This window comes from Parendozoicomonas verongulae, from assembly GCF_009711465.1.
Classification (GTDB): Bacteria; Pseudomonadota; Gammaproteobacteria; order Pseudomonadales; family Endozoicomonadaceae; genus Sansalvadorimonas; species Sansalvadorimonas verongulae.
Window position 1 is genome coordinate 1 of record NZ_SMME01000788.1, and the last position, 15,062, is coordinate 15,062.

Annotated in this window: 12 protein-coding genes; 3 read left to right on the forward strand and 9 right to left on the reverse strand. The window is 47.9% G+C overall.

The features are described from left to right. Positions 1-23: 23 nt before the first annotated feature. From E1189_RS07240 to E1189_RS07265, 6 genes are all read right to left on the reverse strand, one after another. Positions 24-1,007 carry a phage major capsid protein gene (locus E1189_RS07240; RefSeq protein ID WP_155159364.1) on the reverse strand — a complete coding sequence of 328 codons (984 nt, stop codon included), beginning with the start codon at positions 1,005-1,007 and terminating at the stop codon, positions 24-26. Between the two features lie 160 nt (positions 1,008-1,167). Continuing rightward, entirely contained in the window at positions 1,168-1,341 is a 174-nt protein-coding gene (locus tag E1189_RS07245; RefSeq protein ID WP_155159365.1) for a hypothetical protein, read from the reverse strand. Continuing rightward, entirely contained in the window at positions 1,334-1,825 is a 492-nt protein-coding gene (locus E1189_RS07250) for a hypothetical protein (protein WP_155159366.1), read from the reverse strand. The genes E1189_RS07245 and E1189_RS07250 overlap by 8 nt, the downstream gene beginning before the upstream one ends. A 342-nt stretch (positions 1,826-2,167) precedes the next feature. Then, positions 2,168-3,238 carry a hypothetical protein gene (locus E1189_RS07255; RefSeq protein WP_155159367.1) on the reverse strand — a complete coding sequence of 357 codons (1,071 nt, stop codon included), beginning with the start codon at positions 3,236-3,238 and terminating at the stop codon, positions 2,168-2,170. A 393-nt stretch (positions 3,239-3,631) separates the two neighbouring features. Next, positions 3,632-5,524 (reverse strand): primase-helicase family protein, encoded by a 1,893-nt coding sequence (locus E1189_RS07260; protein ID WP_155159368.1) that lies wholly within the window; start codon positions 5,522-5,524, stop codon positions 3,632-3,634. 176 nt (positions 5,525-5,700) lie between these two features. Next, positions 5,701-5,910, reverse strand: coding sequence for a helix-turn-helix domain-containing protein (locus E1189_RS07265; RefSeq protein WP_155159369.1), 210 nt, complete (start codon positions 5,908-5,910; stop codon positions 5,701-5,703). A gap of 123 nt (positions 5,911-6,033) precedes the next feature. Between E1189_RS07265 and E1189_RS07270 the strand changes: the two genes are divergently transcribed. Continuing rightward, the gene (locus tag E1189_RS07270) at positions 6,034-7,395 is read left to right on the forward strand and encodes a YifB family Mg chelatase-like AAA ATPase (RefSeq protein ID WP_329601934.1); all 1,362 of its coding nucleotides are present in this window, start codon (positions 6,034-6,036) and stop codon (positions 7,393-7,395) included. Between the two features lie 95 nt (positions 7,396-7,490). Here E1189_RS07270 and tnpA read toward each other — a convergent pair whose 3' ends face one another. Beyond that, the gene (gene tnpA / locus E1189_RS07275; RefSeq protein WP_155159371.1) at positions 7,491-7,904 is read right to left on the reverse strand and encodes an IS200/IS605 family transposase; all 414 of its coding nucleotides are present in this window, start codon (positions 7,902-7,904) and stop codon (positions 7,491-7,493) included. Between the two features lie 22 nt (positions 7,905-7,926). On the opposite strand from tnpA, the gene E1189_RS07280 reads away from it, so the two are divergent. Next, on the forward strand, positions 7,927-8,985 hold the full coding sequence (locus E1189_RS07280) for an RNA-guided endonuclease InsQ/TnpB family protein (protein WP_155159372.1): 1,059 nt from the start codon (positions 7,927-7,929) through the stop codon (positions 8,983-8,985). Between the two features lie 13 nt (positions 8,986-8,998). Here E1189_RS07280 and ppk1 read toward each other — a convergent pair whose 3' ends face one another. Together ppk1 and hemB are read right to left on the reverse strand one after the other, a co-directional pair. Then, entirely contained in the window at positions 8,999-11,122 is a 2,124-nt protein-coding gene (gene ppk1, locus E1189_RS07285; RefSeq protein ID WP_230460244.1) for a polyphosphate kinase 1, read from the reverse strand. Positions 11,123-11,236: 114 nt separating this feature from the next. After that, positions 11,237-12,250 carry a porphobilinogen synthase gene (gene hemB, locus E1189_RS07290; protein WP_155159374.1) on the reverse strand — a complete coding sequence of 338 codons (1,014 nt, stop codon included), beginning with the start codon at positions 12,248-12,250 and terminating at the stop codon, positions 11,237-11,239. Between the two features lie 158 nt (positions 12,251-12,408). Between hemB and E1189_RS07295 the strand changes: the two genes are divergently transcribed. Next, positions 12,409-15,062: ubiquitin carboxyl-terminal hydrolase (locus E1189_RS07295; protein ID WP_196221289.1), on the forward strand; the 2,654-nt coding region annotated here is incomplete at its 3' end.

The window sequence follows — 15,062 nt, forward strand, 5'->3', positions numbered from 1 at the left end:
ATTTAGTTGTTATTCAGCAGACCTTAGGCCTTCAAGGTCAGGATGTAGAATGCATCAGCGTACTTGACGGTGATATCACAGTCAGTAAATACTCGTACAGCAACTGATCCCTTAGACTCTAGGCCTACACCCGACTTCTCCAACTCACTTGTAGCGAACTCAGCGATAATAAGGTTTTCGAAAGCGCCGATAATCACTTGATCGTTCGGAATCTTTTTAGTGGAAACACACTTGACGCCGTTGGGGAATCGCAACGCACCATCCCGCCATTGTAGAAGAGCGTCATCACCGCGGGAGTTGATGTAAGTGTTCTGCATATGCTCACAGGTGGTCGGGCTACAAACAACTGAAATTTCACCACTGTGTTCTGCGTTGCGAATATTCGCTACAGCTGCATTGATGCTTTCACGATCCCATTGCCCTGATGCCTTTGTCTCACCTTTTGGGATATTTGTGTTGAACAGAATTCCTTGTGGTTGGAAGTTATTACCAGAGCCTTGGATAGCAGCATGATCGACGCCGCTTGCGACACTCTCAGAAAGTTCGTCCTCGATATATTTATCAATGCCGCCACCGGTCATAAGATGCAACCGTCGACTTAAGATAACCTGACTGCCAAGGGTTTTTTGGGTGACATTTAACAGCTCGAATTCAGGATCAGACTCTGGGCGGTCTTCATCCTCACCGAGCCACTTATTTACGACATTCTTCGACATTTTGGGGATAGTTACATCCGCCTGGAATCCAGTTACTACCTGAGCACCGGCCTGTAAAATGGCTGATTTCTCTCGTGCTATACCGATATAAGAATCATTTTTTAGTTGTTGCGGAACTAGTACCCCATTAGATGAAGTGGTTGTAAGCGTTCGCTGTCCGTTTAAATCAAGTCGTACGCCTTTACCCTGTCTTTCGCCGTATTGGTCGATGTTTTTACTCTCAGTAGCTACTTCCATAATAAGTTGAGCAATATTGGAAGCTGGTTTTTTAGTGGTATTTGTAGTTGTCATATACGTGACCTTTGTATGTTATTGGAAGGATCATTCCTTCACTTGTATTTAGTGCTGTTATTTTGGTGGATATATGGTGAAGCTACGCGCATGAAATGAGTTTCAGCGGTTGGTAGTGCTGTTATATGCACGTAGCGTTGCCTGAAAAATGAACTATTGTTTATTGGGATAGCTCTTCGCTCAGTTCGTCTAGGATCAGCTTTATCTCTTCTTGTAATGCGAACTTTATTTCTCTGGCGTTAAGGCCTTCCAGTGAACCGGATACTTCATCGGGCATTCTGTATAAGCGCCGGTGTAATAACCAATATATATCAGCTATTTTGTAATCATTCATATTCGGTTCCTTCTTCTTCCACTACCGTATCCATGTTGGATAGACGATCGGCCAATGTGTTTAGGGCATCCGTTACATATTCAAGTAGGATACTCTTGGCCTGTGTACTACTGACCATATCCAGATCAATCGATGCTGTTCGTGGTAGAGCTAGCATAATGTCCCGGAACGATTTGAAAGCGTGATTCAGCTGAACCTGTAAACCTTCGATAGCTACAAGATTGTCCTTCTTTTTTTCCAGATCAATCTCTGCTGACTCGGCATCGGCGGCGGCTTTACGCGCCTTCGATTCTTCTACAGACTTCATTGCTACAGATCGTGCTGACTTCTCTCGCACCTCTCTTAGATATGCAGTAATGGCTGTTTCCTTGTACTTCCGAGTGCCACCAGTGGTAATTACATGACGCTGAATGACATGGTTTTGGGCGACGGCCTGAGGACTGATACCGAGGATTTTTGATAGCTGACTTCGTGACAATAACATTGTTGTTTCCTTTGGTGTTTTCTTTATTTAGATACCCAAAAAAGGAAGTCAAAATTCAGCTAAATTCGGCTGTAGCCATTGGTATCACTGGGATTATGGCTTGAAAAAAGGAAGGAAGGCGGTTTTTAAAAGTTCACGCAAAATTTGTTAAGCCGGGTATCGAAACAGGTCGGTGAAATAGGCTAGAAAGTACCTTTTGACACACCTGACACACCTACTCCATGGGGTTCTGGTGAGTTATTGGGTGCTTGGTGAGATATTTTCGTTTTTGGTGAGTTATGAAATTCATATCTCACCGGATGATCGCCCACAAAAAAGGGGTGACTATGTCACCCCTTTTGATCAATATTCAGGCTCTACACGGTTTATCCAGTAATCAGGATCATGTGTGAATGTATCATCGTCAACCGGGTGGTCTTCGCATACATCGAGGTTTGATGGTGGTAACCGCTTCCTTTTCTTCGTAGGGCTGTATTCCTCAATGAACCGGTAAAAGCTGCTTCGCTTAGCATCCCATCCATGCTGTTTAGCAAGATGAATTATGGTTCCTTTCCCGGCTATCCTTCCGGTGGTTCCCTTAGTGAAGCTTGCAAGTTCGGCTTTGGTTGTATTGGTCATTGTGGCCAACGTACCTACACCTAACACGTTAGCAACTGCAAGACACATAGTTACCCATTCCGATCTATCCCGATGCATTGAGAAGAAGTACCGGGCTGCATCTTCGATATGGTCATCGTTACCGCTATAGTTACCATCGTTACTGTAGTTACTGTAGTTACTGTACTTCACTGGTTCCGGTTCTGGTGGTTCGACGGCCAAAGGAGTGATATCAAAGTCGCTACCGGTGAAGAACTTCCACTCTGGTCTATATGGGTTACAGCGATAGTTATACCGGTTAACGTCAAGGCTACTACCATCCATTTTCTTTAGGGCTATCCCGAACATGTCGGCGAAGTGAGTAAGTATATTGGTCTTACTCGCTTGCCATGTAGCCATGGTTTCGCTGTCAGTGATATCAAGAACCTCATCCATTGGGATCATGATTTTAAGCCTTGGACAAGGTGGTAACACTTCGCCGCTCTTTTTGGTCTTAGGCTTCATATGGTGAGCACTGGGGGCTATAGCATGACTGATATTTTCGGCCACAAGCTTTTCATGTACCACTTCAAGAATGTCATCACCGTGACAAGTCTTGTCATCGATATCCAGATACAGAGCACTAATCCCCACCATGTCCTCTTTACGTTTTCTACCTACGGCTAGGCTTGCCATCCATTCACCAGAGAACACACGTTGCAGTGCTTCGCTGTTCCATTCGATGTCCTGAACTTCCCATCCTCTCCAAGCCTGTACGTTTGCTTCATCTTTGCTCAAATTTTGTACTGATGTAATCGTGTTGATACTGAGTTTCATTCTCGTTTCCTTAAAAATCTTGTCTGCATTCGTCTATGGCACAGGCTTATATAGTTCTGACACAGGCTTCAGCCTTACTCTCCCAAGGGATACAGCGTTTTGGCACAGGTGGCACAGGTTTTCTTTAACTTCTTTAGGGGATATGGGGAAAATAAATTAAAGCGACTTCAATGTGGTCATTGGAGGCATATCGCAGTGCAGTGGTGGTGCATTGGATACTGCGACAACAAATATCTATTTTTCCTATATAACTTCCTAAATCAAATTAAAAACCTGTGTCACCTGTGCCAAAACCCTACAGCCTTACTCTCCCAAGGGATTCCGTGACACAGGAACCTGTGCCAAGCCTGTGCCAACTTGTGCCAGACCTGTACCAGACCTGTGCCACGGGTGTCAGACCGTATAAACCCGCATGTGCTCTGGTGCCCACGATGGAATACTTCGCTTGATGTCCATAAGATCGGCGAAAGCAGCTTCCTTTCCATTCTTCCAGTAGATGGTGTTCCTTTTACGGACACCATTGAACCGAATTGCATTGACTTTCTCACCGGCCACAAGGTGCTTAAGGGTTTCGCTTCGAGCCACAAAATTTGATACTTCCCGCTTTGCAAAGTTCTCGTTTTTGCTGCCTCCAGTGGATGATGAATATTCCCGAACCGTATCTACGATCTGGCTATAATCCACACCTCCCAAAGGTGTACCATCACAAGCCCTTTTGCTCATAAGGTTATCAAATAGACTTTTGATGAATTCCTCTACCTTGGTGCCTTGGACTTCGATCAAGTCGAGATAATCATCACCGTGTAAAGCCCTTGGACAGCTGTCTACCGGGTATTCCTGTTCCATCCACTTCAACATACCGGCTAAAACCTTACGGTCATTACAAGCTGGTATGATCTCTTCTGAGATGTACCGTTTAGCTTCTTCTACCGTCTTGCAGTCAGTCTTTTTCATAACCCAGTATTCAAGCGGCTTCTCTACCTTCATGATGGAAAAGCGACGGTTCTCGTTGACGTTCCGGGATAGGTTTATGGAACTCAAAGGATCATTGGTGAAGAAGAAATACGACGCGGTATTGTCCACTTCGTAACCATCTATTCCCTTCGGTTCGATCACGATTCTCTTCGAACCGATGGTTTTCTTGATGGCAGCACCGGCTTTCTTGTCTTGATCGGATTCGTTAAGACCGACAAAACTCTTCCCTTCGATCAGCTTGTTAAAACCGTCAAGTTGACTGACCTTAACCTCAGCCGACGAAGTAGGGCCATTCGCCATAGTAGGGAGCAAGTTCTCAAAGAAAACACCCTTGCCTACACCTTCAGCTCCATAGATCACGATGGCCGGTAGTTGGGTTACATCACCGCTCACCTTGAACTTCCACTGCAACACTTCACACAGGTGTTTCAGGTTCTCTTTCTTGCCACCAGCAAGCGACATCAAAAGAATCAATAAACCCTTGTGACTTTTGGGTTTTGCATTCTTATACAGAGATCCATTTGTTATCCAGTACTTACGCTCTACAGCCAATTGATTGAACATATTAGGGGCTATATCTTCGCTGTTCGTACTGGTTATTCTCTCGAAGAACAGACCGCTATCTATTGCAAGGTCGGTCATCTTGATAGTGCCTTCACCGACCTTCAGTAGGTCACTAAGTGACTCACGGGTTTCGTTCCTGAACTTTAGGGCAAGCTCATCATTGCTGTACGCAACCCAAGAACGCTCATAGGCTTTAGTTTTGCTATCACAGTGGAAGCATACCCAAGGTTTTTTACAGGTTGATATGTAGAAAATTTGGTTCTTTTTTAACCATCCGACAATAGCCTCTGATGCCTTTCTTTGCTCTTCGTTTAATAGGTCTTTCTTGGCTTCAGCGATCTTATTATCATGTTGCTTCTGTGCTTCCTTCACCATGTTTTCGATGACTTTACCGGCGTTCTTCTTGGCTTTATCCGGTAGTGACAGAAGCTTATTCTTCTGAGTATCGGACAGTCCCAGTTCATCCAAATGTTCGAATAGATCACCGGCACTATTACCAGTGCCTTTGTACATCGAAAACACTTCATCCGGTGTGAAGGAGAGAGCTTCATCAAAGGCTTCATCAGGAGCCACTTCAGGAGCTTCAGGAGCTGTTGCAGGCTCTTCCGTATCCGGTTTATAGGTCTTCATCGCGGACGCTATAAGCTGCTTAGTTGTATCGTCGAGTCCTGATGTATCAATCCCATAATTAAAAGCGAAGTCATTGGATACGGTAACCCGCTCTGGTTGTGCTTGTACTTCGGTCATAGACTTATTCCCTATCTATGATCCACATCTCTAAAATACGTTTCTACTGGCTATCGGCCGAATATTCCTGTATAAATAGTAATGTAGATTGTTGTTGATTAGGGCTTTGAAATGCCTTTGGGAAGGGTTGCCGACCTCCCCATAAACAATTCAAAAGCCCCGTGATTGGGGCTTTTTTATGCCCGTTCATTTTCCAGTTGATCAGTGGCTGCCCCGATCTCCAGATCTTCAAATTGATGCACCCAACGGTAAACAGAACTGCGGTTGCACTTGTGTTTTTCTGTAATGGCCGTTACATCCATGCCGTCTCTGTAGTCGATATATACCGCCTCCCGTTCTGCGTGGGTGCGCTTCTTTTGCTTCCTAATTTTCTTAATACGTCGCATTTGACAATCCTCTTCTTTGTCCCTTTCTTGTATTTAGTAAGCAAAATCCCAAATCTAACGACTCGGGGCGTTTTTCTAACGAATCATTGACATTAATCAACGGTCGATAGCTTTTTCTTTCAGATACACGAAAAACACCACTCAAAAAGGCTATGTAATTACGTAAGTAAACGACGGTTAATTACCATCAATCTGGCCCCCGCAGATTTGCCGAAAGAAGGGGGCCGCTATGACCTGCCAATTGCACTCGGCATTTTGCAAGCCTCAGGCCAGCTGCCGGAAGGGGCACTGGATGGCTATGAATGTCTGGGCGAACTCTCTTTAAGTGGTGAGCTGCGGCCAGTCAGTGGTCTTCTGCCTGCGGTAATCGCAGCCTCTGAAACCCATAACCGCATTCTGGTCCCTCAGGCCTCACTTCAGGAAACCAGCCTTTGCTCCAAGGCTATTGTGTTTGGTGCCAGTAGCCTTCTTGCAGCGACAGGCCATTTGAATCAGAGTAAGCCTCTGCCGGAATCCGAAGGGAATATAACGCTGCAATGTGTTCAACCGCTTGTACGGGATAACCTGTCTTCAGTTCAAGGGCACTATCAGGCACGCAGAGCATTAGAAATTGCGGCTACAGGAGGTCATGGCCTGCTATTCAGTGGCCCTCCCGGAACAGGCAAAACCATGTTGGCCCGCTGCCTGCCCGGTATTTTACCGAGTCTCTCTGAATCAGATGCTCTGGAAGTTGCCAGTATTCACTCACTTTGCAACCAGCAAGTTCCCGGGTGGCGAACTCCACCGTGGCGTTCTCCCCATCACACAGCATCCAGTACAGCCCTTACCGGCGGAGGCTCACACCCTCGCCCCGGAGAAATCAGCCTTGCCCACCACGGTGTCCTCTTTCTTGATGAGTTGCCGGAGTTCGACAGACGCACCCTTGAAATCCTGCGTCAGCCCATGGAATCCGGTGAGATTATGATTTCCAGAGCTCGGCATCAGGTTAAATTCCCAGCCCGTTTCCAGCTTCTTGCTGCCATGAACCCCTGCCCCTGCGGTTTTCTCGGCGATAAGGAAAAAAACTGCCAGTGCACACCAGAACAAGTGCAGCGGTATCGCCGTAAGCTTTCTGGCCCACTGTTGGATCGTATAGATCTGCGGGTCGAGGTTGGTCGCCTGCCTCCGGCCGCTCTGCTCAAACAACCGGACACACCACCGGAGTCCTCCGAAACTGTGCGTCAGCGGGTACACGAAACCCGAGAGTTTATGCTGGCCCGTCAAAACTGTCTGAACACACAGCTCTCATCCGACGATGTGATGAGCAATGCCCGGTTGGGAGAACGTGAAAAGAAGTTACTGGAGACACTGGCCACCCGTATGCAACTCTCAGGAAGAAGCCTGCACCGCTTAATGCGAGTGGCGCGCACGATTGCTGATATGGAGAAGGAAGAGAGGGTTTCAGTTAAACACCTGACGGAAGCCGTCAGCTACCGACAGGTGTGAAGCCAGCCTATACGAAAGCAATGTTTTGGCATTATCGAATGAGCGTAAAACCCCGTACTTCAGTGCGGGGATGTAAGCTCGTCGGCGTAAGCCGACTAATGCGGTGTTTTTTGTTGTTGAACGTACTGCTTGATGATTTCTATAGGAGCGCCACCACAGCTTGCCGCAAAGTAGCTCGGACTCCACAGTGCTGATTTGTAGTATCTATTTGTCACCTCGGGATGATGCTGTTTTAACCTCCTGCTAGACACGCCTTTCAGACTATTCACCAGTTTTGACAAAGAAACCTTCGGCGGATAGTTAATCAACAGGTGTACGTGGTCAGATTCCCCGTTGAACTCGACCAAATCTGCCTCAAAATCAGCGCAGACTTTCTCGAACAGACTTTTTAGCGTTGGAAACATATAGCCTTCTAGCACACCAAAACGGTACTTCGTTACAAAGACCAAATGGCAGTGGAGTTTAAAAACGCAATGTCTGCCGGTTCTATATTCATTTGTTTTACTCATAGACCAATTGTATATTCAGGCTATGAAGAAGACAAAGACACTGAAGGTTCGAGTAAAAGACAGGCATGTGAAGCTGCTTAACGGCATGGCTCGCTCGGTTAATTTTGTCTGGAACTACATCAACGAACTCAGTGCTCGCTCCATCAAGGAGCGTGGTAAGTTTTTGTCTGCCTACGACGTACATCCATACACCAAAGGCGCAGGCAAAGAGCTGGGATTACACAGCCAGTCTTTGCAGTGCATAGCTGCCGAATATGTGACTCGCCGCAAGCAATTCAAAAAATCCAAGCTGAACTGGCGCAAGTCAAATGGTGTTCGCCGTTCTCTCGGTTGGATTCCAGTAAACACAGGTCAGTCAAAATGGAAGAATGGTCAGATATTCCATAATGGCCATTACTTTTCTGTTTGGGATTCTTACGGTCTGAGTGGGTATAGGTTTCGCTCAGCCAGTTTCAATGAAGACGCCCGTGGTCGCTGGTATTTCAACGTCGTTATAGATGTTGACACAGAAGTAACAGAGGGAGAGTCCTCAGTAGGTATTGATCTGGGCTGTAAGGAAGCCGCTACAGACTCCAACGGCGAAGGTATTACAGGCCGTGAGTACAGGGAGCTTGAAACAAAACTGGGTATAGCGCAGAGAGCCCGCAAAAAGAAAAGAGTTAAGGCGATTCATGCCAAGATCAAAAACAGAAGGCAGGACAGCCTGCACAAATACAGCCGTAAACTTGTTAATGAGAACGCGGCTATCTTCGTTGGTAACGTCAATTCCCTCGCACTAGCAAAAACCAAAATGGCGAAATCCGTTTTGGATGCTGGCTGGGGAATGTTGAAAACCATGCTGGAATACAAATGCGATCACGCAGGCATGGTTTTTGAAGAAGTCAACGAAGCCTACTCCACCCAGACCTGTTCGTGCTGCGGGGTAATACCTGACAGTAGTCCGAAAGGTAGAGCAGGACTTGGAATAAGAGAATGGACTTGTTCAGAGTGCGGAGCTGAACACCACCGCGATATAAACGCGGCCAAGAACATTCTCGCGGCGGGGCATCGCCGCCTAGCTGTAGGAATCCCCGTCCTTTAGGGCGGGGAGGATGTCAAACGGAAAGGTTTTCCAGTAAAGCCTGCTGGGCATTACGTTCTTTCTGGTTCCGTATAGGCACCTTACGCTCGTAGACACCTTCCCGATTGAGCAGATAGCTGCGAGTGTTATCGCTAAGGTAGGTTTCCAGTTCCTTGCGAATCCGCACAACCAGTTTGGAGTTCTCAATAGGGAAGCAGGTTTCTACACGGCGGTCGAGGTTACGGATCATCAAATCAGCACTGGCACAGTATACCTTCTCTTCGCCACCGTTGTAGAAGTAGAACACCCGGGTGTGCTCAAGGAATCGACCAAGAATAGAGCGAACGGTAATGTTTTCTGAAAGCCCTTCAATACCTGGCTGCAGGCAGCAAATACCACGGACGATCAAATCAATCCTGGCACCAGCCTGAGAAGCCTTATAGAGTGCCTTGATAACTACCGGCTCGGTAACAGAGTTCACCTTGATAATGATGTGCGCTTTCTCACCATTGCGTGCTCGCTCAGCTTCCTGACCAATCAAATCCACCAACCCTTTCTTGAGGGTGAAAGGAGCATGGAACAGCTTCTTCACCCTCAGGGCTTTACCCATTCCGGTAAGTTGCTGGAAGACTTTGTGCACGTCGCTGGTAATAGCGGGGTCACAGGTGAGCAGGCTATAGTCGGTGTAAAGACGTGCATTACCCTGATGATAATTGCCGGTACCGAGGTGGGCGTACCGAACAATCTTACGACCTTCACGGCGTACGATCAGCATCATCTTAGAGTGGGTCTTGTAACCCACAACGCCATACACGACGATGGCTCCGGCTTCTTGCAGGCGACGGGCCAGCTTGAGATTTTCTTCCTCATCAAAGCGGGCACGAATCTCTACCACCACGGTCACTTCCTTACCATGACGTGCCGCTTCCACCAGCGCATCCGCCATTTGTGAACGGGAGCCAGTGCGATACAGGGTTTGTTTGATGGCCAGAACCTGAGGGTCTTTGGCGGATTGCCGCAGCATGTCCACAACGGGTGTAAACGACTGAAATGGATGCATCAGCAAAACATCTTCCTTGCTGATCGCTTCCATCAGTTTATCGCCTTTGGTCGGTAAGCCCTTCGGATAACCCGGTGTAAATGGCTTGAACTGCAGTTCAGGATGGTTGTCGCTGTCGCACACATCCATCATTCGGGTCAGGTTGACCGGGCCATTGATTTCATAGCGTTCATCTTCCGTGAGGCCGAACTGATTCAACAGAAAATCGGAAAGGTAACGCGGGCAGTTATCCACAACCTCAAGACGCACGGCATCTCCGTAACGACGGGAGAGCAGTTCCCCTTGCAGTGCCGTTGCCAGATCTTCTACGTCATCATCTTCAAAGCTGAGATCGCTGTTTCGGGTAAGGCGGAACTGATAACAGCCCATGACTCTCATGCCCGGGAACAGGTCTTCAGCGTGAAGGTGGATAATAGACGACAAAAATACATAATGTTCCCCGTCATCTTCGCAAACATGCCGTGGTAGTCGTACGACTCTGGGCAAAGAACGGGGAGCAGGAATAATCGCCATACCGGTTTCCCGGCCAAAAGCGTCTTTACCGTCCAGCTCAACGATAAAGTTAAGAATTTTGTTAGCAAGGCGAGGAAATGGATGAGCAGGGTCCAGACCAATAGGACTGATAATCGGCATCACTTCCTGAAAGAAAAAAGTGCGAATCCAGCTTTTTTGAGCATCCGTTAATTCATTCCTGCGCAGGAAGTGAATGCCTTGCTCCCGCATAGCAGGCAGGAGATGTTCGTTAAGAATGTTGTACTGCCGCACAACCTGTTCATGGGTGAGCTGACTGATCTCTTTCAAAACTTCAGCGGGAGGCTTGCCGTCCAAGCCAACCTGTTCACGGGCGAATTCAATCTGTTGTTTTAGGCCGGATACTCGAATCTCGAAAAACTCGTCCATATTGCTGGAGAAAATCAGCAGGAAGCGCAGACGTTCAAGCAGGGGATGCTCTTCATTCATCGCCTGCTCAAGCACCCGGATATTGAATTGAAGGTGGCTCAGTTCACGGTTCAGATAATAATCCGGGTTAGCATAATCGGTCAGTAAAGGTTTTTTTACCTCTTCTGCCGAACTCCCGACAGTTTCAACGTCTTGCATAACATCTCCCTCTCGACCCACTCTGCAATCTCCTTTTCGAGAAGCTGCATCTCTATTTATTAACAGCATTATAACGATCAAAGCCGATCACTCTGTAGCAACCGGGTGCAATGGTTACTTCAGTCTCAGCAACCTGGCGACCTGCGGGGCAAAGTAAGTCAGGATGCCATCAGCACCTGCCCGGCGGCAGGCCATCAGCCCTTCCATCATCACCGCTTCACCATCCAGCCAGCCGTTCTGGGCGGCTGCCATGTGCATGGCGTACTCGCCACTCACCTGATACACGTAAGTGGGTGCACCAAAAGTGTCTTTTACCCGACGCACAATATCCAGATACGGCATGCCGGGTTTGACCATCACCATATCTGCACCTTCCTGCAAATCCATGGCCACTTCATGGATGGCTTCATCGGAATTGGCTGGATCCATCTGGTAGGTGTATTTATTACCCTTGCCGAGGTTACCGGCAGAACCCACGGCGTCGCGGAATGGGCCGTAGTAGCTGGATGCGTATTTGGCCGAATACGCCATAATGCGAGTATGAATATGGCCCGCTTCTTCCAGGGCATTACGGATCGCGCCAATACGACCATCCATCATGTCCGAAGGCGCTACAACATCTGCGCCGGCTTCGGCATGACTGACCGCCTGCCGAATCAAGGCGGTAACAGTTTCATCATTCATCACGTAGCCGGTATCGTTCAGCAAACCATCCTGACCATGAATGGTGAACGGGTCCAGAGCCACATCGGTAATCACACCCAGCTCAGGAAAGCGGGTTTTCAGTGCACGAACCGTGCGCTGAACCAGACCATCCGGGTTCCAGGCTTCACACGCATCCTGAGACTTTTTATCTGCCGGAACAACTGGGAAAATCGCCAGCGCAGGAATGCCCAGCGCTACCCACTCTTCAGTATCCTTGAGAAGTTCGTCCAGACTCAAGCGTTCAACACCGGGCATAGAGGCAATCGGCTCGCGGGTCGTTTGCCCTTCCAGTACGAACACCGGGTAAATCAGATTATCTACAGAAAGGTGATTTTCACGCATCAAACGACGGGAAAAATCATCTTTGCGCATGCGGCGGGGACGGCTGGCAGGATAAGAACGCTGAACGGGATTCAATGACATCACTCCTTTCTAGAATCTGCCAGAGCTTGAATCCATCCCCGACAGAGAGACAGACATTATGGCCTGTTTAATCGCTGATCTGAACTGCGTTCCACATAAATTCACAAAATTCAAACATTCGGTCTACTTTTACGCTTCGTTTTAGAATGGACTCCCGAATGCCCAAGCGACTGGCTGAGCCACCCATCACAATTCGAAGAGTGTTCTTTCTGGTACTCACCATCATTTCATGCCTGACAGCTGGGCAGGGGTTGCTATTTGCCTACGACACCCCAAAAGCAGAGGTGGTTGCAGAGCTCAATGGCGCCCCCACCATAGAACACCAGCAGGATAAGCATTTTATTATTGAAGGCTTACACGATTCATGGCTGCATCCCGGCATAGGCAACGGACTTTATTTTGAAAGCCGAAAGGTAAAGTCCCAGATAATGCTGGCCTCAGTGGCTGCCGTTTCGTCGGCTCTTATCAGCCAAATCCCAGTTATGGCAGGTGCATCACCCGGCAGCCTGACGTCTCGCTTACTGCAGATGCTGCCAGCCCTGGGGTTGCCTGCCTATTACCTTTGGTACAGGCGAGCCGAACAATTCGATAAACCGGACTATACCTATCAAATTCAGGTTGCCGACCATCACACACTGGCAGAGGTGGTCTCCATGAACCTGACTACTTCAGCCCAACAGCAAAAGCTAATTTTTAAAGTTCCTCCCAAACAGTTGTTTCCCCTTCCTCTGATACGGAATGCCAAAGCCAGCCCGCTCTATCGGCTTGCCGGTAATATGAGTACCCTGAATGCAGATGAAGTATCCCTTCTCTGGCATGGAGGAAGAAGCGCTATTGAAATGCGCATAAACCAACTGGATGGCCACAGTGTCAGTGTCTCTATTCCACTCTGGGGGCGAACACTGTACAAACACAGAGCCGCCAAAGCCAGGCAGCCCGACCTCCCCGAGATGCTGGCCTTTCTTCAGCCGCTTGGTTTAGAGCGTATAGCCTCACTTCTCCAGTGTTTTATTGAACAACGTATTTCGCCGGATACCTGCAGTTGCGGGAAACTGAAAAAGGAGCATACAGTAAGCCATATTTCTTATTTTCGCTTTCTGCCCAATACACCGTTTCAACCCCTTTCACCCTTAAAGGGAAAGCGATTAGGTCATCGTTTTATTCTTCCTCTTCCTCCTTGTCAGGAAGATGGTGAGTGCGCCATGACACTGACCTGGTCTATGAATATGGCCACTGGAGAAAACGGAGATCTCCCCAATGAGCGCTCGCCATTATTTGTGTACTCCATGCCGAAGAAGATCAACACAATTCATAGAGGGCCATCTTCCCCTGTTGATCTGAAAATGACACGAATCCCACCTTGGCAAACGGATTTACTGACAGCAGTGCATTTCACCGGTCTCTACTTCATTTCAAATATGGCACTGCGGCATATTCTGGCATCGGCGGGTATTGGCAACACAGTTCTGGCAACGGGGGGCAATGGGACGTTTTTGACCTGGCTGGGGCAGGTACAATATGAGCTGTTTGGCGGTCTGTTTTACGACCCCTCTCAAGGTGATTTTCCTCGTCAGCCCTCCTACAAGAAACGTTCGTCAAGTGGTACAAAAGATGTCTTCCGGTCTGCTGTTCCCCCTGAAATCGTAAGGGCTCGGAGCGAGATGATTGACGCAATTGGATCGGGCACACTCCCTTCCAACTTGCATAGAGAGATGCTTACCCAGGAAAGTACACTCACCCACACTGGAAACAACTGCTTTCTCAATGCCGCACTCGACTATCTGAGTGAAACCCTCACAGAGGAAGAGATAGACACTCTGGAAGAAGGCTCCTTTACAGCTTGCCACGCAGATGGAAGAGAGTTAACTGAAACAGAGAAGGCGCCGGAAGAGTCAGAGCCACGCAGGGCTTTCCGTGAGAGTTTTGTTGCTTTGATGAGAATCATGCGTAATCAGCTCCATGCCCCTATCCATCAATCGTTTATTGAATATTATAAAGATCATTTTTTTCAAATGGCTCAAGCTTATGGAAACATGGCTGAAGGTTCACTCCTATCGACCCTCGTTGGCTCTCCCGGCAGAGGCATGTGGCAGCTCCAGCAGCATGATGCTCAAGAACTGATCGCGCAGATTTTTGAAGTGCTGGGAATGAATAATAACCCCGCGTCATCCCTCGTTCATGGTGTGGAAATGAACTTTCTGCTCGAAGGAAAGCCTTACATTAAATATCGCACAGGTAAAAGAATCATAGATGGCAATCAGGATGAATCTATCAGCACTCTTCCTGTTGCCATGGCCACCCTGAAATCGCTCAGGAAACGAGGTATCAAAAGCTTTGATGATCTTCTCAATTATGACTTTCTGAAAACAGAAAAGTGCAAAGGAGAGAACGGTTATGTCATAACTCAAGAAGATCAGAAGGAAATGGATATTCCCCAAGACGTTTTCGGCGGGCTCAAAGGCCCTCAAAACTATCGTCGCAAAATCATGCTGACCCACCCGGCTGCCCAGAACTTCACCCATCTCTCAATTCATGCCCAGATTTATCACTACATCACTAAAGGCGAGGGGAGCAGGACACAGGTTATGAGTAAGATGACAGATATTACCCGCCACCTTCTGGCTAGAGGCGATACCATTACCATTCCCGTTTATCCTCTTGATATGCAAGGTGAACCTCTGCAGGTCACGATGGTTCTCGATAACGTCATTATGCATACGGGTAGAAGTATGAATCATGGTCATTACCTGACAGCAACCCTTCGCAAAGGCGTCTGGTATATCAAAGACGATATGAAAAAATATGTGGTAAA